This window comes from Chryseobacterium potabilaquae, from assembly GCF_902728265.1.
GTDB classification, from domain to species: Bacteria; Bacteroidota; Bacteroidia; order Flavobacteriales; family Weeksellaceae; genus Chryseobacterium; species Chryseobacterium potabilaquae.
The window spans coordinates 41,537-63,721 of the sequence record NZ_CACVBR010000011.1 but is presented as its reverse complement, the minus strand read 5'-3'; the positions used below and the strand labels follow the sequence as shown (position 1 = coordinate 63,721).

The 22,185-nt window shown below is 33.4% G+C and carries 17 protein-coding genes and 1 tRNA gene; 14 read left to right on the top strand and 4 right to left on the bottom strand.

Annotation, left to right across the window (positions count from 1 at the left end):
• Positions 1 to 106 precede the first annotated feature (106 nt).
• From CHRY9293_RS08215 to CHRY9293_RS08185, 7 genes are all read left to right on the top strand, one after another.
• Positions 107 to 1,009: a pirin family protein gene (locus tag CHRY9293_RS08215; RefSeq protein WP_162032556.1), complete on the top strand. Its 903-nt coding sequence runs from the start codon at positions 107 to 109 to the stop codon at positions 1,007 to 1,009.
• A 27-nt stretch (positions 1,010 to 1,036) separates the two neighbouring features.
• Positions 1,037 to 1,570 carry an NADPH-dependent FMN reductase gene (locus CHRY9293_RS08210; protein ID WP_122548081.1) on the top strand — a complete coding sequence of 178 codons (534 nt, stop codon included), beginning with the start codon at positions 1,037 to 1,039 and terminating at the stop codon, positions 1,568 to 1,570.
• A gap of 31 nt (positions 1,571 to 1,601) precedes the next feature.
• Positions 1,602 to 1,997: an OsmC family protein gene (locus CHRY9293_RS08205; RefSeq protein ID WP_162032555.1), complete on the top strand. Its 396-nt coding sequence runs from the start codon at positions 1,602 to 1,604 to the stop codon at positions 1,995 to 1,997.
• A gap of 1 nt (position 1,998) precedes the next feature.
• The gene (locus tag CHRY9293_RS08200) at positions 1,999 to 2,283 is read left to right on the top strand and encodes a GNAT family N-acetyltransferase (RefSeq protein ID WP_228455496.1); all 285 of its coding nucleotides are present in this window, start codon (positions 1,999 to 2,001) and stop codon (positions 2,281 to 2,283) included.
• A gap of 438 nt (positions 2,284 to 2,721) precedes the next feature.
• Positions 2,722 to 4,161, top strand: a complete 1,440-nt coding sequence (locus tag CHRY9293_RS08195; protein WP_162032554.1) for a sodium:solute symporter — start codon at positions 2,722 to 2,724, stop codon at positions 4,159 to 4,161.
• Positions 4,162 to 4,278: 117 nt separating this feature from the next.
• Positions 4,279 to 5,130, top strand: coding sequence for a transketolase (locus tag CHRY9293_RS08190; RefSeq protein WP_162032553.1), 852 nt, complete (start codon positions 4,279 to 4,281; stop codon positions 5,128 to 5,130).
• A 93-nt stretch (positions 5,131 to 5,223) separates the two neighbouring features.
• Entirely contained in the window at positions 5,224 to 6,168 is a 945-nt protein-coding gene (locus tag CHRY9293_RS08185; RefSeq protein WP_162032552.1) for a transketolase family protein, read from the top strand.
• A 116-nt stretch (positions 6,169 to 6,284) separates the two neighbouring features.
• Here the strand turns inward: CHRY9293_RS08185 and CHRY9293_RS08180 are convergent, their stop codons facing one another.
• From CHRY9293_RS08180 to CHRY9293_RS08170, 3 genes are all read right to left on the bottom strand, one after another.
• On the bottom strand, positions 6,285 to 6,662 hold the full coding sequence (locus CHRY9293_RS08180; RefSeq protein WP_162032551.1) for a hypothetical protein: 378 nt from the start codon (positions 6,660 to 6,662) through the stop codon (positions 6,285 to 6,287).
• A gap of 70 nt (positions 6,663 to 6,732) precedes the next feature.
• Positions 6,733 to 7,203 carry an Lrp/AsnC family transcriptional regulator gene (locus tag CHRY9293_RS08175; RefSeq protein WP_122548087.1) on the bottom strand — a complete coding sequence of 157 codons (471 nt, stop codon included), beginning with the start codon at positions 7,201 to 7,203 and terminating at the stop codon, positions 6,733 to 6,735.
• Between the two features lie 134 nt (positions 7,204 to 7,337).
• On the bottom strand, positions 7,338 to 12,131 hold the full coding sequence (locus CHRY9293_RS08170; protein ID WP_162032550.1) for a translocation/assembly module TamB domain-containing protein: 4,794 nt from the start codon (positions 12,129 to 12,131) through the stop codon (positions 7,338 to 7,340).
• A 4-nt stretch (positions 12,132 to 12,135) separates the two neighbouring features.
• Here CHRY9293_RS08170 and tsaD point away from each other — a divergent pair, with 4 nt between their 5' ends.
• Both tsaD and CHRY9293_RS08160 read left to right on the top strand, forming a co-directional pair.
• On the top strand, positions 12,136 to 13,152 hold the full coding sequence (gene tsaD, locus CHRY9293_RS08165; RefSeq protein WP_162032549.1) for a tRNA (adenosine(37)-N6)-threonylcarbamoyltransferase complex transferase subunit TsaD: 1,017 nt from the start codon (positions 12,136 to 12,138) through the stop codon (positions 13,150 to 13,152).
• 30 nt (positions 13,153 to 13,182) lie between these two features.
• The gene (locus tag CHRY9293_RS08160) at positions 13,183 to 13,881 is read left to right on the top strand and encodes an RsmE family RNA methyltransferase (RefSeq protein ID WP_162032548.1); all 699 of its coding nucleotides are present in this window, start codon (positions 13,183 to 13,185) and stop codon (positions 13,879 to 13,881) included.
• Positions 13,882 to 13,896: 15 nt separating this feature from the next.
• On the opposite strand, the gene CHRY9293_RS08155 is transcribed toward CHRY9293_RS08160, so the two are convergent.
• Complete coding sequence (locus tag CHRY9293_RS08155) at positions 13,897 to 14,562, bottom strand: TrmH family RNA methyltransferase (RefSeq protein ID WP_162032547.1); 666 nt, start codon at positions 14,560 to 14,562, stop codon at positions 13,897 to 13,899.
• Positions 14,563 to 14,642: 80 nt separating this feature from the next.
• Between CHRY9293_RS08155 and CHRY9293_RS08150 the strand changes: the two genes are divergently transcribed.
• From CHRY9293_RS08150 to CHRY9293_RS08130, 5 genes are all read left to right on the top strand, one after another.
• Positions 14,643 to 15,659, top strand: coding sequence for an asparaginase (locus CHRY9293_RS08150; protein WP_162032546.1), 1,017 nt, complete (start codon positions 14,643 to 14,645; stop codon positions 15,657 to 15,659).
• A gap of 63 nt (positions 15,660 to 15,722) precedes the next feature.
• Positions 15,723 to 15,809: transfer RNA gene (locus tag CHRY9293_RS08145), tRNA-Ser, on the top strand.
• Positions 15,810 to 15,921: 112 nt separating this feature from the next.
• Positions 15,922 to 17,076, top strand: coding sequence for a tyrosine-type recombinase/integrase (locus CHRY9293_RS08140; protein WP_162032545.1), 1,155 nt, complete (start codon positions 15,922 to 15,924; stop codon positions 17,074 to 17,076).
• Between the two features lie 511 nt (positions 17,077 to 17,587).
• Positions 17,588 to 19,132, top strand: a complete 1,545-nt coding sequence (locus tag CHRY9293_RS08135; protein WP_162032544.1) for a T9SS type A sorting domain-containing protein — start codon at positions 17,588 to 17,590, stop codon at positions 19,130 to 19,132.
• 8 nt (positions 19,133 to 19,140) lie between these two features.
• The gene (locus CHRY9293_RS08130; RefSeq protein ID WP_162032543.1) at positions 19,141 to 22,185 is read left to right on the top strand and encodes an RHS repeat domain-containing protein; all 3,045 of its coding nucleotides are present in this window, start codon (positions 19,141 to 19,143) and stop codon (positions 22,183 to 22,185) included.

The window sequence follows — 22,185 nt, the reverse complement described above, 5'->3', positions numbered from 1 at the left end:
AATAAAGTTATAACAAACACCTCAAAATTTAATGTATAAATTCAATAAAAACAGAAGAATTAATTACATTAGCTTAAACAAAATTGAAAAACCATTTTAATCTTATATGTCAAACATCGGACTTATCATTGAAGAAAAAGCAGCAGATATAGGGAATTTCCTAGTAGGAAGACTCTTACCTTTTCGCGAAAAAAGAGCAGTTGGCCCGTTCGTCTTTATCGATCACATGGGACCATCCGAATTAAAAGATTATCAAAATCTCGATGTTCCACCTCATCCTCATATTGGTTTATCTACTCTCACCTATTTGCTTGAGGGCTCTATATTTCATAGGGATAGTATTGGAAGTGCTATCGAGATTCAACCAGGAGCAGTAAACTGGATGACTGCGGGAAAAGGTGTAGTACACTCGGAAAGAACTCCCGAACATCTAAGACATAGTGATAAAAGACTACATGGCTTTCAAATTTGGGTAGGTTTACCCAAACACCTCGAACAAAGCGAACCCACATTTCATCATATTGAAGCCAACGAAATTCCCATTTGGGAAGAAGATGGAGTTCAATATAAATTAATTGCAGGAGAAGCTTTCGGAAAAAAATCTCCAGTTCCGGTTCATAGTCAACTATTTTTTATCGAAATCAAGACTAAAGAAGCAAAAAAAATAAGTATAGGAAAAGATCTATATGGAGAAGCTGCCATGTATGTTCTGGATGGAACGGTTTCAACCGAAGGGAATTCTTATGGATCAAAGCAATTAATGATTGCCAAAGACACAAAACTTTGTGAGTTTGATATGAGCGAAAATGGCACTGTGTATCTTTTTGGAGGAGAACCCCTTGAAGAGGAACGTTTTATTTTTTGGAATTTTGTCAATTCGGATAAAGAATTAATTGAGCAAGCAAAAGTAAACTGGAATGATCAGAATCACCATGCATTCCCATTGGTTCCCGGCGATGAAAAGGAATATGTCCCACTTCCTAAAGCTATTTTAAACAGGAAAATATAACAGGACACTCACACACAAAAACAAACTATGAAAATATTAGCCTTCGCCGGAAGTACATCTTCCACATCAATCAATAGAGAGCTTGTAAAATTTGTTTTAAAAGATTTTCAAACTGAAGAAATTAATTTAATTGATCTCAATGATTTTACCATGCCTGTTTTTTCTGTAGATCTTGAGAAAAAAGGATTCCCTGATGAAGCTCATCATTTTTTAAAAGTTATTGAAGATTGTGATATTATAATTTGTTCTTTGGCAGAGCATAATAGGTCATATAGTGCAGCATTCAAAAACATATTTGATTGGGCTTCTAGAATTAATGTAAAAGTATTTCAAAATAAACCTATGTTTTTGATGACGACATCTCCTGGAGGATATGGGGGAGGAAATGTCATGAATACCGCAAAAACTTTTTTTCCACAATTTGGAGCAGATATTAAAGAAACCTTTTCTCTTCCAAAATTTTACGAAAATTTTGATTTTGAAAGCGGTATTATTAATCCTGAAATGCTAAATGAAGTAAAGCAGAAACTCGAAAGTTTTAAAAATCAAATTAAGAACTAAAAATCTAATGTTATATTTCTAATAATTAACCATGGCAATAACAGTAAAAGCAACCTTAGGTAAAACAAAATATTATACAGAGGTTGTAGCAGGAGATAATCATCTTATCACAGATGAACCTATAGACAAGGGTGGTCAAAATAAGGGGTTTAATCCATTTGAAATACTAGCTACGTCTTTAGCTAGCTGTACAGCAGCAACCTTAAGAATGTATATAGATCGCAAAGAATGGGATATTGATAACATACACGTAGAAGTAGAACTGGAAAATTTTCCTTTGACAAAAAAAGCTATTTTTAAAAGAGACATTAGTTTTGAGGGTCATGTAGATGAGGAACAAATGAAAAGACTTCGCAGCATTGCAGATGCCTGCCCGGTTCATAAAATATTAATTAACGAAATTGAAATAGAAACCAAATTATCATAAAATGATTGAAATACAACAACACGACGATAATAAACATGGAAGTTTTGAGGCATTTATAGATGGCAACCGTGCAGGGCAAATGACGTACACTTGGGCAGGAGATGAAAGATTCATTATAGACCATACGGACGTTGAAGAAGTATATAACGGAAGAGGGGTTGGAAAGGAAATGCTTATAGCCGCGGTAGAATTTGCAAGAAAACATGCTAAAAAAATTATTCCTCTTTGCCCTTTTGCAAAAGCTAGCTTTCAAAAAAATAAAGATTTACAGGATGTATTGATCTAGCATCACAATACACTCCAAGCCTACAAAGTAATCATATAAATAACTTATAATTAAAATATTACACTCATATTCCAATGAGGGTTATAGCAATATATCCTAATATTAAAAGTATCATTTTTTTAGAAATGGAATATACAAAATCTATACTCCTCTGAAATAGTGGTAGATAGAATTACTATTTAGGTAAAATAACATATAATGTAAGTTTTCACCCCCCAAAGATTATAAAACTCTCCTTAAATCACACTCATAATAGGAGACAAAACCACTCACAATGAATAGAATAAATTCAATAAATATAAAATAAATTACGAAAAAATATAAGCCTCTATCTCCTCCTCGTATCATAAGTAACCCTAGATTTAACAACTTTTTGTTTTCTTTTTCAGCAGAACAGAAAAAAACTATATTTGTAAAATTTTAATCATAATAAAATATATGTCTCCAGTTATACTACTATCTATTATTATCATTTATTTTGCATTACTACTTTGGGTAGCTTACCGGACAGGAAAAGGAAGTGATAATGAAAGTTTTTTCATTGGGAATCGTAAAAGTAACTGGATGCTTGTTGCTTTTGGTATGATTGGAACTTCTCTTTCAGGTGTTACATTTGTAAGTGTTCCTGGTGCTGTAGAAAATGATAAATTTGGTTATTTACAGATTACCTTAGGCTATCTTATCGGATATGTGACTATCGCCTATGTTCTGTTACCTTTATATTACCGATTAAAATTAACCTCCATTTATGGTTACCTCCAAAAAAGGATGGGCCAGCTATCCTATAAATCCGGAGCATGGATTTTTATTGTTTCAAGGCTTGTAGGAGCAACAGCGAGATTATACCTTGTTGTTAACATTTTACAGATTTCTATTTTAGATAGTTTAGGAGTCCCCTTTATTGTAACTACATTAATTATTTTAATAATGATCATTCTCTACACTTATGAAGGGGGTGTAAAGACAATTGTATGGACAGACACCTTACAAACATCATGTATGCTTTTAGGTTTAATTATTTGCACTATATATATGCTCCATCATCTTGGTTTAAACTTTGGAGATAGCTTGGCTGCCATGCATGAAAAAGGGTATACAAAAGTCTTCGATTTTGATCCCAATAATAAAAGCTTTTTTATTAAACAGATTTTAGCTGGAGCATTTATCACCATAACTATGACCGGAATTGATCAGGAAATGATGCAAAAAAGCTTATCCGTAACAAAGCTAAAAGATTCACAAAAAAATATGGTGACGTTGGGATTTATTTTACTTGGGGTTATTTCCCTATTTCTTTATATGGGAGGGTTATTACATCTGTATGGAGCTCAGGAAAATGTAATAAGTTCCGGAGACCAACTTTTTCCGGATATTGCATTAAATCACATGCCTCCTATTATTTCCATCATATTTATTATTGCACTAATTTCAGCTTTATTCCCAAGTGCGGATGGCGCAATGACAGCACTCACCTCTTCATTGTGTATTGATATTTTTGGGATGAAAGAAAAAAAAGATTGGGATGATACAAAAAAAGAAAGATTCAGAAAAAAAATTCATTTAGGAGTTGCCATTTCGTTTTTGATTATGGTCGTTATTTTTAAAATAATTAATGATAACTCTATGATTGGACTCATTCTTAAATTAGCAGGTTTTACCTACGGTCCGCTGTTAGGTCTATTTGCCTTTGGGATTCTGACAAAACATAAAGTTAATGATAAATTGGTCCCTTATGTTTGCGTTGCCGCTCCCATAATTTCTTTTCTAATAGATAAATATCAAGAACATATATCTGGAGAATTTAAAATAGGTTTGGAGTTATTAATCATCAATGGTTTTTTAACTTTCGTAGGACTTTGGCTCATCAAAAGAAAATAATTAAGCTTTGTAATAATTTTATTAAAATACTTTAAAATCTGGATTTTAGGTCCAGATTTTCTCATTTTCATAAGCCATTAAAAAATCGTAAATTCGCGTGCAAATAAATCGTATATAATGAGTAAAAGTATTGAAGAGTTAAAATCTCTTACTACACAAATCAGAAGAGACATTTTGAGAATGGTTCATGCTGTAAACTCCGGTCACCCTGGAGGAAGTCTTGGTTGTACAGAATTCTTTACTGCACTTTATGGAAAAGTAATGAATTACAATCTTCCGTTTACTATGGAGGGTAAAAACGAAGATCATTTTTATCTTTCCAACGGACATATCTCTCCGGTTTATTATTCCACTTTAGCGAGATTTGATTTTTTTCCGGTAGATGAATTAAGAACTTTCAGAAAATTAGATTCAAGACTACAGGGTCATCCTACTACTCACGAAGGATTACCTGGTATACGTATAGCATCCGGATCTCTTGGACAAGGACTTTCAGTAGCCCTTGGAACTGCTTTAGGTAAAAAACTAGATGGAGATAGCTCACTTGTATATTCTCTTCATGGAGATGGGGAATTACAAGAAGGACAAGTTTGGGAAGCTCTTATGTTTGCAGCTGCCAAAAAAGTAGATAATATTATTTCTACAATTGATTATAATGGGCGTCAAATCGATGGAGATACAGAGGATGTACTCAGCCTAGGAAATCTTCATGCTAAACTTGAAGCATTCGGGTGGATCGTTTTAGAAGAAAAAAATGGAAATGATCTTGAGGCAGTAATAGCTATTCTTGAAAAAGCAAAAACTGAAACCGGAAAAGGTAAACCTGTTGCTATTATTCTTCATACTGAGATGGGATACGGTGTAGATTATATGATGGGTTCTCATGCATGGCATGGTAAAGCGCCGAATGACGATCAATTGGATTCCGCTTTCAAACAACTGTATTTAGAAGCACCTGCTGACTATTAATAATCAATAACACCTGATATCTTTTTAATGCTTTGTCCAAACCTTGCATAATGAGAATATCACATTTCAGTTATCAAAAAAATTTAGTAAAAAATGAAATTTACATATACAGAAAAAAAAGATACTCGTTCGGGATTCGGAGCCGGATTAGCAGAACTTGCCGATAAGAACCCAAATGTAGTTGCCCTTTGCGCTGACCTTATTGGTTCTTTAAAAATGGAAAAATTCATTGAAAAAGCACCGGAAAGATTTTTCCAGGTTGGAATTGCAGAAGCAAACATGATGGGACTTGCTGCTGGACTTAGTATCACAGGTAAAATTCCTTTTACCGGAACTTTCGCCAACTTCTCTACATCAAGAGTGTATGATCAAATTCGTCAATCTATTGCTTATTCTGGGAAAAATGTAAAGATATGCGCTTCTCATGCAGGTCTTACATTAGGAGAAGATGGAGCTACCCACCAAGTTTTAGAAGACATTGGTATGATGAAAATGCTTCCAGGTATGACAGTAATCAATCCATGCGATTACAACCAAACTAAAGCGGCCACCATTGCTATTGCTGATCATGAAGGTCCTGTATATTTAAGATTTGGTAGACCGACTGTTCCTGTATTTATGCCTGAAGATATGCCTTTTGAAATCGGTAAAGGAATTATGCTTCAAGAAGGTACTGATGTAACGATTGTTGCTACCGGCCATCTGGTATGGGAATCTTTAGTTGCTGCTGATGAACTTGAAAAGGAAGGCATTTCTTGCGAAGTAATCAATATACATACAATCAAACCTTTGGATGAAGAAATCATCCTAAAATCTGTTAAAAAAACAGGGAAAATTGTAACTGCAGAAGAACACAACTATCTTGGTGGCTTAGGTGAGTCTATAGCAGGAATGTTAGCGAGAAGATACCCAACAAGACAAGAATTTGTAGCCGTGAATGATACTTTCGGAGAATCAGCAACCCCTGCAGAATTAATGAAAAAATATAAAATCGATTCTACAGCTGTAAAAGAAGCCGTAAAAAGAATTTTAGCTTAGTATGAGAGCCTTATTTATACAAAAAGACCTTCAAATTGAAGGTCTTTTTTATTTCAAAATCGGATGATATCTATTCTTTAATTGTTACCAAATATTCTATAAATTACAATACGGTTCTACTTAAAAAACTTCCATTTTGGAATGATTGCCAACATTCCAAATCCTGTAAAAAGAAAAAGGTTTGTAACATCTGTATATAAAAATGTAGACAAATAATAACTATGCATAAAGAAATGAACTATTAATAAAGCAGGAAAGCTAAAAATACCTACCTTACGATATAAGAACATCAAGATTAAACTTAATATCATTAATCCATCAATGGTAAATATGATATAAAAGTACCCTCTTGGGATATTAAGGTATTCATGCTGCAAATATTCATCTCCATCTATTCCTAATCCCATCATGGTAAATAGCATCAGCGCAAGAAATGCTCCGATAAATCCCCATCCTTTCTTCGGATTTTCATCAAAATAACTATATTCTTCCATAAGTACAAAAATAAAGAACTTATGATATACTTCATAAGTTCTTCTTTATATTATTCGTTTAAAATTTGAATTATATCGTAATTGCGTTGATCAATCTGTTTTTATCACTTAAGTATTCCTCCATAGAAATCATACTTTCAGTTCTCATTACATCTTGAATATCGTCTATTTGATAGATAATTCTCTTTGCATCATCGGTATTCTTTGCTCTTACCTTACAGAAAATATTATATTTTCCAGAGATAACACTTGCTTCAATTACATTAGGAATTACCGATAACTCTTTTAAAACTTCTTGAGTTCTATTAGATTTAGTTAAAAGAACTCCTATAAAAGCGGTAAAATGATAATCTAATTTACCATAGTCAATATTAAGAGATGATCCCAAAATAATACCTGCATCTTCCATTTTTTTCACTCTTACGTGAATTGTTCCAGCAGAAACATCCATCTGTTTTGCAATTTCAGTAAAAGGCATTCTTGTGTTCTCTACTAAGAAGTCAAGAATTTTTTTGTCTATTTCGTCCAGTTGATAGTTCATATTAGTTAAATTACAATTTCTTTAAAGAATAAGCATATTTTTTGCAAATTTATAAAAAATTATCTAACCAAAAAAATTATATTAAAGATTAACAATAATTAACACATATGACAAAAATCATCAAAAATCATCAACTATTTACGTTCAGATTTTATAGAATCTATTTTTATTTCGGTTTTAGAGTCAGTTGGCTTTTTATCTTTTTTCTTCTTTTTAAATAAAGAATTAAAACTTTTACTCCACACAACACCCCCTCCATAAGCTTGATTAGCAGTACCATTAGAACCAGCCCCCGTCATCATCCCAATATTCGAAGGTTTAGAGTATCCCCTTAAAATAAGAGCTCCATCATTCTTTTTTGAAATATCATATTCTATAGAACCCTCTCCTGAAAGGTAGTTGGTTTCTGTATTTTCAGTTTTGGTCAAAGGAATACCTAACCCAGTTTTCACTTTTATTCTTGGTGACAACGCAAAACTCACACCCGCATTCGCTCTATCTCCCGTATTTGAATACTGATCTCCTTTTACATAATTTAAATCAATCTGAAACTCATTACTCATTGTATTAAGAACGGATCCCAATTGTTTCAAAAGTAAATTGTACCCAGAAGACTCTGCTGCACCCGCAAAATCGATATCTACTCCACCGGTGTTGGATACGTTGAAACTATTAAGCAAGAGAACGGATCCAAATTGAAGTACTTTTTCTCCTTCTTGGCTCATCTTAGCAGCCAGAGTTTCCCTTACCTGGCTTGAAACATCCAATGCTGATACATCGAGATCTACCTTTGGATCAATAAGCGACTGGGTAATATTTGCTTGAAGTAATATACTAATAGGCTGTAAGCTTCCCATATTTAAATACTCCCCTGCATTAGATACCATTCTTACATAATTTGCATTAATATCCAGTGCTGGTTTCATAGCGTCTCCATCCCATCGGATACTACTTCCTTTCTCAATTTGGAATGTTTTATTAAGAATAGCTTTAGAAACAAATGTTCCGTTATCCACCTTATAGGTTCCAGCCATAGCAACATCTCCTTGCCTGCTCATTTGAAATTTTAAATGATCAGCAATCCCCTTTACAGTAATATTCCCTACATCATCCCCGATTAAAACATTTACGGTCGTCCCTTTATCTACTGCTAACGCGAAGTCAATATTCATATTGGCTCCTGTCTTTTTCTTATCTTCTAAAGTAATAAGTCCATCTTTCCCTTCTTTAAGAAACCTCAACATTTTAAATTCTTCTACATTGGATGTCGAACCCGAATTAAAGGTAAAAGTACTGCCGTTTAAAGCTTTCATATTGGGCGTAGACAAACTTAATCCCGAAACAGGTCCATCTACATATAAATCCCCTTGTCCATATACTCTTCCCCAAAATAAATCGAAATCTTTTTGAGTTGTATTTAATACCAATAAATTATCAGCTCTCATTACCAAATTGACCCCCATCGATGAGAGGGTTTCAAATTGAATTGCTCCAGAAATATTTCCTTTTGAATTGGATCTTCCATCATGCACTTCAATATTATTAAGAATTGCTAAACCTCTTGTTAATGGAACAACAGTATCATCAAATGAATAATCTACTCCTGTAAATAAAAGTTTTAAACCAAAGTCCTTTAGCGCAATATCACCATTATAATCTAAGTCGCTTAATTTCCCTGTGATTTTAAGATCTCCGGTAGCTTTTCCTCTCAGATTTCCAAAAACAGACTGCACGAACTGCTGAGCAAAAGACAAATCAAAATCACGCATAGCCGCATTCAAATCAATAATAGGGTACGCTGCATTATTATTAACAGTCCCAGTCACATGAAGGTTATTATTTCCAATAATTCCAGCTGAATTAACTCTGATGTCTATATCATATACATTAAGTGAAAAACTATTGGTTGCAGAAATGCTAATATCCCCCATGTCATTTCCATTCATCATAATTTTATCAACTGTCATGTCTACTAAAGGCTGAATGGTATTTTTATCCATACGGATCTTAACACTTCCATTTGCCAATCCCTTAATACCTAAGGCATTTCCTTCAGATTGCATTTCTAAAAGCTTCTCAATAGCAAACTCGTCAAACTCAGCATCTACATAAAAATCTTTAGCAGATGTAAATTGTGCTTCTTTAATTAATAGCGAACTTGTATCCGAATAAATCCTAAGATTTCGAATATCAAAATCATGTGTTTTTTTACGATACACTATAGAATGATTGAGCGTAGGATCTACATCAACAGCCCATGTAACATCATTAAATTTAACCTCAGTAGGTTCGAATTTAAAAACATAATCTCCAAAAGTATCAGTAGATTGATTGACATTGATCACATACTCTTTAAGATTATCATTCAATTCATCATCTGCACTTCCGTGCTTAAATTTAGTAGCCAAATGCAATAATGTATTATTTTCATTTCGACCACTTAGAGTGACCTCTTTCAGTATATTTTTATTGTATTCCAATCTACCTATCCTAGCATAGATCTGTTCATCCCTATTTGCAGTGTTAATTCTTACCATAACACTATCTACCATTGCACTATCTCTAGTAATATTATCCCTTTCATTCACCTCATATTCCGGATTGGTTGAAGCTAAAGCACTATCCAGATCTTCAATCTCTATCGTTTTTGTCATGATGTACTTTAAAGAAGCAGCATCTAGATTTAAGATAAGATTATTGGAGTTTCCATCATATTCTCCTTCTACTTGAGCCCCAGATGGTAGTTTAAGCTCAGGTAAAAAATAGTTTATTAAACTTTGCTCTACACCAAACTTCATGGTAAAACTCTGCCCTATGTACAATTTTCTTGGAGGAGGCCCAACCAAAATTTTATCCAATCCATTTTCTACCATCCCTGTAAGATCTGCAAGATCATATTTTCCTGAAATCTTACCATTAAGAGCCCCTGGAGCATCAACATCGATAACCCGCTCTCCTCCTTCTATAAATGTTTTTACTTTAGCATGTGGAATAACATATTTTTCAGTAGCTGTAGTAAAATTCACATCATCAGCTTGAACATCTAAATTTAAATCATTAATAGAAGACATCGCCATTTTCCCTACAACCTTTCCACTGACAATCTGATTCCCTGGCTTGTCAGCAAAATAATTCATATTTAAATAATTAACATCTGCTTCGACATTCATATCAATTCTTGATGTACTGAAATCAATCAAACCTTTTACATTAGCTTTTGCCTGTTCGTCATCAATAGTAATTAATCCATTGTATTTTTTATGATCTAATAACCCGTCAAGGTATAAATTATTAATTTCTTTATTCAGAATTTCTATACTGGAGATTTGAGATTTAGTAGTTATCCGCATCGTATTTACATCGAAACTTTGGCCCACTATATCAAATTTTCCGGAAATCAATCCAACCGATTTACTTTTAGTAATAATAGAGGTATTTAAGTCCTTTACTTCTGCATATCCTGAATATTTAGGCAACGCACTACTATAGCCTGTAAGAGAAAATTTTGTAATCTTTGCCTGACCAATTCCGGTCATTAGATTTCCATTCGTAACATATACTTGATCAGGATTGACTCTCGCAGCCCCATTATATTTAAGTTTTCCAAAGTCATCTGCAAAATTCTTCATCTTTTTAGAAATAAAAGAGGGCATCATTGCTTTCAAATCTTTATAAGTAAAATCGGTAGATAAAGTATTTGTTTCAATTAAAAAATCCCCCTCTAATAAGTTATTCACCTTCATGGTACGGGTGGCAATATTCACATCCGGATTTCTTATGAGAAAATTATCCAAATGAAATTTATTCAATGGACCTGTCATTTTACCCGAAAGATTAAATGGCGTATAGTTATCCCAATTGGTGGCAAAATAACTAATATCATATCCACTAAGCTGGCTTCCTTGGCGAATGTCCATATCCCAGCGTACTTTATTTGTAAAGTCTGCCCATGATCCTTTATTCAGATTAAATTTAATATTCCCTTCCAAAAGAGAATGATCTGTATTGAATGTAAGGTCTTTAAGTGACAAAAAATCTAATGTCATTGAGAGCTCTGTAGAAAAGGTATCAACATGATGAGCTTTACCCCATCTTGAGGTCACAAAGGACATATTATTAATTAAAGCTGAAATATTAGGGCCATTAACTTTAACTTTCGGTGCTCTTAAATTAAAGTTTTTTGCTGTTAGCCATTTTCCTGCTTCACCTGGAGAGTTCTGATTCACAATAGATACTTTAGAGTCAACAATTTGCACTCTAGAATTCAATTGAAAAGGAGGTTTATTGGGGTCTCTTTCTTCATCACTATCAAATAATTCCGTGAATCGGATGAAGTTTGAAATACTATCTCCTTTGTATGTAATTACTTTAACATCAGCATTTTTAAGCGTCAACGAATTAAAGCTTAAAGAATTGTTTTTTCCAATATTGGTAATTAAAGAAAACCAGTCTGAATTAGCTGTAAACTCTCTTGCTTTAATAAAATCTAAACCTTTATAATCTTTGATTCTTAGTCCTTTGATTTTAACATCTCCAAAAAAATTCACCTCTACACTTTCTGTAGACATTTCTGCTTTAAAATCTTTATTAACTAATTGGAGAGCCTGATCTGCTGCCCATTGTTTCGTTATGGGAAGATTAATAATGATCAATATGGCTACGATAAGAGAAATTCCAAACCAAAAAAGGGTAAGCAAAAGCTTGGCCCACCATGAATAGCTTGTCACATCCTTTATCGCCTGCTTTCCAAACTCTTCAGCAGTTTCAACAGGATGGTGAATCGCATCAGAAGCCAACTCAGAAGCTTCTTTGACTGTTTCTTTGAGTTTTTCTTCTACATTTCCAACAGTCTTCTGCACCTGATTACCTAAGTTTTCAGCTATTGATTTTTTATTCTCATTCTCGTTATTATTCTCTAACTTTGCCATTATTATGAGCGACTCTATAATTTTAGGTATTGAATCGTCTTGTGACGATACATCAGCAGCCATCATCAAGGGAAATACTATTCTTTCCAATATTGCTGCCACCCAATCTATCCATAAAGAATATGGTGGTGTTGTCCCAGAACTAGCGTCCCGCGCACATCAGCAAAACATCATTCCCGTTGTTGAAAAATCTGTAATTAAAGCAAATATACAACAAAATGCAATCTCTGCTATAGGATTTACTCGAGGGCCCGGACTTTTAGGTTCTCTTCTTGTAGGAACATCTTTTGCCAAATCACTGGCAATGAGTTTAGACGTCCCTCTAATTGAAGTCAATCATCTTCAAGCACACATTTTAGCCCATTTCATTGAGGATGCAAATCCTGTGCCGCCCAAATTTCCATTTTTATGTCTTACAGTGAGTGGAGGACATACGATGATTGTGTTAGTAAAGGATTACTTTGATATGGAAATCATAGGAAAAACCATTGATGACGCAGCAGGAGAAGCTTTTGACAAAATAGGTAAAATATTTGACCTTGATTATCCCGCAGGACCCATCATTGATAAATTAGCCAAGGAAGGAAACCCCAACTCTTTTACATTTAATAAACCCAAACTTGAAGATTATAATTATTCATTCAGTGGAATAAAAACATCTGTTTTATATTTTATCCTGAAAGAAGTGAAAAAGAATCCCCATTTTATCCAAGAAAATCTCAATGATTTATGTGCATCCGTACAAAAAGCAATTATTGAAATTTTAATGAATAAGCTTGAAAAAGCAGCTGAAGATTTATGCATACAAGAAGTGGCTATTGCTGGAGGAGTTTCCGCCAATTCAGCTTTAAGAAAAGCAATGGAAGATAACAAAATAAAAAAAGGTTGGAATATCTATATTCCTAAGTTCGAATACACTACTGATAATGCAGCCATGATTGCAATGGTTGCTCAATTAAAATTTGAACGAGGAGAATTTACTGATTTAAGGACAACTGCAACTGCAAAATACGATTTATAATTTTTTTATTTTTTGCCCATTACATTACTTATGAATTTATTTTACGGAGAAATAGAAAACAACAATGTTACAATACACCCAGAAGAACAACAACATATTGTAAAGGTTCTTCGAATGAAAAATGGAGAAAAAATCCATGTAACAGATGGCAAAGGAAATCTTGCATGGGGAGAACTTGCCATTGAAGGTAAAAAGGCTAATCTTATAATTTCTGAAATCAAAACACAACTTCCTGTTTTTAGTCCAAAACTCCACATTGCTATTGCACCTACAAAAAATATAGATCGTATTGAGTTTTTTATTGAAAAAGCAGTGGAAATGGGTATCTCAGAGATTACTCTTTTGCAAACAGAAAAAACAGAGCGTAAAAATCTCAATTTTGATAAAATTAGAAAACAGAGTATTTCTGCATCGAAACAAAGTCTACGATTTCACTTTCCCATAATTAATGACTCGATAAAACTTTCAGAATTTCTTAAAAATATAAATCCTGAAACAACCTTTGTAGCCCATTGTCACGAACATCTAGAAAGGATACCTCTCAAAGATATTCCAATGATGGAGCAAATCACTTTTTTAATTGGCCCTGAAGGAGATTTTTCAGAAAAAGAAATAGTATTGCTAGGAAAACATCATATAAAGGCTGTTTCCCTTGGCAATCAAAGACTCAGAACTGAAACAGCAGGCATTTTTGTAGCCTCATGGAACTACAATAAAATGATTTTTTAATTCAAATGTGGACGGCTAAAAATTCTGATCTCTTACATATTTTTCAAATATTTGCCTTCCACTTCTAATAGAGTTGACCGCCCAACGAATTTTCATCTTTAGGAGTTTTTCTTCAGACAGTTTATAATCAAGATTGGAATGGAGTAATTTCTGTTTCAATTCATATATACAGATTCCTGCTGCTACAGAAACGTTAAAACTTTTTGTAAATCCGTACATCGGAATTGCTAAGGTTTCATCTGCAAAATCAATAACTTCATCGGATACCCCTTCTAATTCGGTTCCAAAAACCAAAGCAATAGGTTCTGTTACTTGATAATCAGGAAGCATTATCGCATTCTTTTCAGGAGAAACAGCTACTATTTTATATCCTTGTTCTTTAATATGTCGAAGCGAATTTATATTTTTAGGCATCTTATCTACCTCCACCCAAGTTTCAGCACCTTTTGTTACGGTTAGGTTTGGATTAAAAACATTTTCCTCTTCCATGGCTATAATTTTATGAAAGCCACATGCCTCAACAGACCTTACAATAGCTGCTGAATTCCTGAATTGATATACATCTTCCATGACTGGAAGTATGAAATCGGAACTTTCTTTAGAGAAAAATTCTATTTTATTTAACCTTTCTTCAGTTAAAAACTGCCGTAAATATTCAAAAGTTTGTTCTAAATCTTCCATTCGTTTTCAAATCTTTACAAATTAACGTAATTTTGATGAATAGACCTGAAATAGATTCAAATTCTTAATAAAAGTATTTCATGAAACGAAAAGTATTACTCATTTATACGGGCGGGACAATTGGCATGGAAAAAGATTATGAAACAGGAAGCCTCCGGGCGTTTGATTTCAGTAATATTTTTGAAAAGATGCCTGAAATGAAACTGATGGAATGTGAAGTGTTTGTGCATCCTTTCGCCACTCCTCTTGATTCCTCGGATATGGGGCCGGGAGAATGGAAAATCATTGCCAATTATATTCATAAAAATTATAACGAATATGATGGTTTCTTGATTCTTCACGGAACAGATACCATGTCCTATACTGCCTCTGCATTAAGCTTCATGCTCAAAGGTTTGCGTAAACCAGTAATCTTAACGGGTTCACAGCTCCCTATCGGAGATTTAAGGACAGATGCAAAGGAAAACCTTTTAACAAGCCTGTATTATGCGAGCTTGTATGAGGATCAGGAGGCCATCATCCAAGAAGTAGCTATTTATTTCGAGTACAAACTTTTAAGAGGAAATAGAACGTTGAAATATTCTGCCGAGTATTTTGATGCCTACGCCAGTCCCAATTATCCTATTTTGGGACAATCCGGTGTTCATTTGAATATTGACAAGGATAATCTTTATCGTTCTAATCCGAATATTGAATTTCATGTAGACAATCATATTTCTGAAGACATTTTATTTTGCAGAATTTTCCCAGGAATGAACCTCAATCATTTCAAAGAGCTTCCTACCATGAAGGTTCTTATATTGCAGGTTTTTGGATCTGGAACTATTTTTAGTAACGAAAAAACTATTGAAACCTTACAAGCAATTAGAAACAATGGAACTGAAATTGTCGTAGTAAGTCAGTGCATTTCGGGAGGAATATCTTTTGGCAAATATGAAAATAGTAATATTTTTTCAAGAATTGGGGCAATTAGTGGAAAGGATATTACGGCAGAATCTGCTATTACAAAAGCAATGCATCTTATTGATAATCCAAATTACATAGGAAGTTTCTCAGAAAATTTTGCCAAATGCGTATGTGGAGAAATTACAGAATAATTTTATGGTAATAATTTGCAATTCCAATAATTTACTTTATTTTTGCAATCTCAAAATCAACAAAGAGAGGTGTCCGAGTGGTTGAAGGAGCTACCCTGGAAAGGTAGTATACGGGTAACTGTATCGAGGGTTCGAATCCCTTCCTCTCTGCAAATTTTACAACAGCCTGATTTACAATGTTTTAAATCAGAGTAAAAATAAAAGAGTAAATTAGAGTAAAGTTTTTCAAATCTTGCCCAAGTGTTCACAACTTTTTTGTGAAATGAAAAATTTTGAAGTGCGAGTTTATTCGCCAGAAAACATTACCGAACGCTGGTATGTTTACATCTATGATCCCACCAATAAAAAGATTATAAACAAAATCTACAAAGGTATAAATAATAAAGTTGACCTTAATGAAAGAAGACTTTATTGTGAAGCATACAAAATTGATCTTGAAAGAAGGTTAAAAAGTGGCTGGGTTCCTATTAAAATTAAAACCCATAAAACTGAAAAGAAATTATTTTGCGAAGCTCTTGATTTTGCTTTGGATAAAAAGAAGAGTGTCCTTGCTCCAAAATCATATCATGATTATTCCTGTACTATTAACTTTTTTAAATCCTCTATTTTGTATTTAAAATTTAGCAATCTTACTATATTTGAGTGTCAAAGAGTGCATATTAAATCAATTTTAGATCATCTTCAATTAACAAGAAATTGGACAGCCAAAAACTACAATAAGCATCTTGGGTATATTAAATCTATATTTTCTGAACTTGTTGAATGGGAATTAATTGAGTTTAACCCTGTAAGAGATATAAGATCACAAAAAGAAGAAAAAAAAGAAAGCAATATTACTCTAACTGATCAGGAACATCAAAAAGTTTTTGAATTTCTAAAAGATAAAAACTATAATTTTTATGTTTATTGTTCATTCATATATTATTGTGGAATAAGGCCATATGAATTAACACAAATAAGATGTAAATATATTGATTTGAATAGTAATCTAATTTTTTTGCCTGCAGAAATTACCAAAAATGAAAATGACAGCTATGTTCCAATCTTAGGTAATTTAAAAGAATTAATCAGAGATTTTAATTTTTCTAACCCAAATTTCTTTCTATTTGGAACATATAGAAAAAGAGGTGGTAAGCACAAAAAAGAAAAATGGTTTAGCCCAAACCCTTATTCTATAAAAAGAGATACCGCTACAAAACTATGGAATACATTAATAAAAAAAGAACTAGGTATTAATAAAAATCTTTATTCTTTAAAACATAAAGGAGCAGATGATAAAATAAAAGCTGGCATGGACTTAAAGACAGTAAAAGAAATATTTAGACATTCTGATGAAAAAATAACGGAAATTTATGCTAAAGCTATAAAAATTAAAAGATTCGAAGAAGCGAGTAAAATTTCTTTACCTAAATTTTAAACATTCTCGCCACTGATAATCTTCTAAAGGAATACATCCAGTTAACTTCCTAATTTTCAAAACACCCTCTTCATAATTCACAGGAGTACACATCTCCTGTGAATTATAATAATAATTATAGAAGCACCTCTCTTTAAAGCTAATTATAAAAATTGAGATATTCCCTATAAAAAAGTTTTTTAACACATTAATATAATACGTCAAGTTTTGACGTTTGTAAGAAATATCTTTGCAAAGATCATAAGATAGACGGGCCTAATAAATCTCATGTGCAGGAATTTTTAACAACAACCTAAAGATGTTACTTTTGTAAACTTAAATAATACACATACAATTACTTATAAAATGAAATCAAAATTATTATAGAAGCCTTTATTCATGGGCAAAATTCAAGATTACACCCATAAAACGGGAATGGATAACCTCTCTAAATAATCAATATAAAATATGGGTTTTCCCTGTTTTGAGAAATAAAATGAACGTTTAAGTTCCAAACTAAAAAAATAAAACAATGAAAAAACTTTACTTCGGTGCGCTGTACCTATGCGCTATTCCTGTGTTTTTTTCACAGGAAGTCGTCTGGCAAAGAGATATTCAATCCTCAACCCAGGATTTTTTAAGTCAGATCACTACAACTCTTGATAGGCAATACTTAATTACAGGAAGTTCTATCCAGGCCCAAGAGCTTCAAAATGTAGGCAACAAACAAAACAAGGGCTACAATTTTCATTTGATCAAGTTCAATCAGCAAGGAGAACAAATCTGGGAGAAATATTTCTCAGGGGATAATCATGATTTTTTATCAGCAACTGTTGCTACTCAAGATGGAGGATTTCTTCTTGCCGGCACTTCTTACTCAAGCAAAGGGCTGGATAAAAAAGAAGAATCCAAAGGAGGTTCCGACATATGGCTCATTAGAATTAATGAATTTGGAGATGAACTTTGGCAAAAAACAGTAGGTTCAGCTGCTGAGGAAGAAGCGAGAGCTGTTATTCAAACTACCGATTTAGGATTTTTTGTGGCAGGGAATATCCAAAACTCTGATAAAGGATATGGATCAAAAGATGTTCTTATTGTAAGATTGGATAAAAACGGGAAAGAATTATCCCAACTTATTTTAGGGGGTAACGGAATTGATGAAGTTGAAAAGATGATTCCAACACGTGATGGTGGAGCTTTATTAGGAATATATTCTAGAAGTAAAGCCAGTGGATCAAAGAAAACCGATAATTATGGCGAAGGAGATTATTGGATTGTCAAATTGAATAAAGAAAATAAAGTAGAATGGGAAAAGAATTTTGGAGGCAGAGATGATGACCATCTTAGAACATTGGCTTTAACTTCATCAGGCTATCTCATTGGTGGTGAGTCTCGATCTGAAAAGTCAGGCAATAAAAGTGTAGGGCTTGAAGAAGGAACAGATGTGTGGCTGATCTCACTGGATGAAAGAGGCGATGAAATCTGGCAAAAATCTTACAATTTTAAAAACAGAGATGTGCTAAGAGGGATGAGTGTATTTCATGCATCAGATGATAAATCTTCAAAAGGAATATTATTAGGAGGTTATACTCAGGCAGAGGGTAAAATTGAAGCTAATGATGGTACATTTTGGATGCTATACCTTGACCCAAATGGTAATGAACAATGGAGAAAATATGTAAAGGGAGATTCAAAGAAAAAGGAGGAAAAACTCTCTGATATTACACTTAACAAAGATGGTTCTATTGTATTAGCAGGAACAAGTGGTGAGGAATTAGGAAAGGAAAACTGGAAAATTATCAAGTTAGGAGATAAACAAATTGATCAATTAATAGAAAAGCAGGATATTAAGATTTATCCGAATCCTGTATCAGACTATGCTTACGTAGAGATAGGTTTTGATTTCAAAGAAGCAGACATCATCTTATATGATATGAGCGGAAGACAATTACAAAGTCTAAAGACCAAGAATCAGGTGACTAAGATCAACACACAACCACTGAGTCAGGGGGCGTATTTGATTACCATTAAAACCGATACCCATAAAACAGCAAACGCAAAATTGATTAAGAAATAAATATAAGTATGAACATATTCAAGAATAAATGCAGAGGAATAATAGCTATTACTACTTTATCCATATCATCTTATTATGCACAAATAATACCTACCATTAAATCTCCTCAAACCTACAATATTGAAAAATTTGGGAATATTCCTGTCAGCCTCAATTCAGGAAGTACCTCTTATAATATTAATTTATTTCGTTACGATGATCTTTATAATGGAAATGGGTATGATATAAGTCTGAATTATTATGGGACAGGATTTGTTCCTGCGAAAAAATCCAATTATGTAGGGCTGGATTGGTCACTGGATATAGGAGGAACGATAAGCAGGGAGGTAAGAGGCGTTGCTGATGACCTTTTTTCTGATTTCCCTAAGTTTTCCGATCGATTGTACGGATATTTGGAAGGAGTCAAAACATGCAATAAAAACAATATTGACATCTACAACTCAAATTATCCCTCTCTTCCTGCCGGATACGGAGGTAAAGGAATCAAGTGTGGAAACCATAGTTTTGAATTGGAACCTGATAAATTTAGTTTTAATTTCATGGGAAATAATGGATATTTCTTTATCGGAAATGATATGAAACCCATTATTATCTCTGATAATAAAAATCTGAAAATTGATATTTCAGGACTCTCCAGTAAGCAACCACTCCATCCTAAATTACAAAATGGGGCTAAATGCCTTACCCAAACAACTACCATAAAAATAACGGATGAAAAAGGGATTCAATATTATTTCGGAGGGAATTACGAAAACCTGGAAATATCCTATAACCTGAATCCGGCAGAGGCTGAAAACAGATTTACCATTACAGCATGGAATCTTTATAAAATAGAATATCCTAATTCTGATATATTAGAAATAAAATACCGTACGGTAAATGCTAATTCCGGGGATAGAAATTTTTGTGTCAATAATGATGACATTCTTACATTACAGGAACCGTTTCAGCTTATGTTTGATCGTAATATTATTTTCAAGCAAGAATTTAGTGTAACGAATGAAAGTTATAGTGCAGGAAATTTATTGTTTGATGGGACTGTACGTTGGGGAAATTCAAACAATTCAGTGGAGAATCATCAACGGTCTTATTCCGCTACTAAAAAAAGCTTTCCCAATACAGTTCTCTTTAATGGAAAAACAATTGTTTCCTTTGATTATGAGAGATATGAAAAGTATTTAATATCAGCTATTCCTTCATTAAAACTTAAAAATATTAATTTTTATAATATTACCGGAGGGCGTCTTATTAAGACTGTGAATCTTAATTATTACAGAAATCAAGATTATTTCTTTTTAGAGACTGTGAAAATGTTCAGAAAAGACAAATTATCATTGGAATATTTTCAGCAGTACAATTTCGATTATTATAATAAAGAGGAGCTTCCGGATGATAGTACGGGACTTATCGATTATTGGGGCTATTGGAATAATAAGCCTATGTCAAAACTTGTTCCCAATTTCACCTTGGATAAAAATACAGGGGACTATACGATTACCGATAATACCAGAGATTCAAATCCTGCTTTATGCTCAGTAGGTTTGATAAAAACTATTACGTATCCTACGAAGGGGAAAAGTGAGTTTATCTATGAGCCGCATCAGTACAGTGAAAAGATTGACAGAAACTCTGCCTCGCAATTTAAAAAGGTATTGGTACCATCCGTAGGTTCTGTAGGAGGTGGACGTATCCAAAAGATTATCAATTATTCCAATGATGGAACACAAGTAGGATTAAAGGAGTATAAATATATCAGCAATTATGCTCCCAATGCAGTAAACACAAAATCCAGCGGGATATTATCAAATTATTATAGAAATCTGGATTATCTGAAAACACAGGCAGGACCTAAAACCAAAGAGACTCTTCAGGTGTATTCCAGTAATATAATTGAAACGTCCATGAATTCCTCTCCCGTTCTGTATTCAGAAGTCACGGAAATAGAAAATAATAAGGGATATACCAAATCTTATTTTACAGATTACAAAATGTATCCTGATGATCCGAATTTTAAAGAAGTGTATAATAATACAGGAGTGACAAGTCCAATCTCTTATTCTCCGCCCAATATGGGAAATATCAACTTGCCTTATCGTTCCAACAACTACAAAAGAGGAAAGTTGTATAAGCAGGAAATGTATGATCAGAATTTTGTGAAGATTAAATCGTCCACTACTGACTTTGTTGATATTTCTGAAGTCATTCCGAATAATTTTGTGACCTATGTGACAGACAGGGTGTTTTCGAGATATTTCTTTAAGCTATATGGAGGTTCATTTTCTCCTTCTAAAACAGTGATAAGTGAGATACTCAATAATAATCTGATTTCATCTACAACAGATTATTCCTACCAATCGGCTAATGGACTGAATGTATCAAAACTTAAAAACATCCAGGCTGACGGAAGGATAACAGAAACAACCTATAAGTACGCTCATGAAAAAGCAAACCAAAAGCTGATCAATGCCAATATAGTAGATACTCCCTTGGAGACAGCTATTACACAAACAGTAAACGGAACAACTAAGGCCATATCAAAATCAGAAACAAAATATGATCATGCTGCAAATATTTATCCAAGTGCCACACTGACTTATGATCTTTTGAATGGATCTTCAACCGAAGTAACCTATGATTTATATGATTCAAAAGGAAATCTTCAACAGTATACCACAAAAGATGGAATTCCTGTATCTCTTATCTGGGGATATGATCAAACTCAGCCTATTGCTAAGATAGAAGGAGCCATGTATAATCAGGTATCGGGATTAATTACCGGAATTGCTTCTGCTTCAGATACCGATGCTGTACAGGGTACAGAAACTTCGAAAAATGCTCTAATTACTGCATTGGATGCCTTTAGAAACTTACCGGCTTTGATGACTACACAGATTACAACCTATACTTACAATCCTCAAATCGGAGTGACAAGTATTACCCCAACATCAGGAGTCAGAGAAAACTATATCTATGATTCGGCTAATAGACTTGAAAAAGTAGTTGATGTGAATGGCAAAGTGTTGAAAGAATATAAATACAATTACAAGAACTAA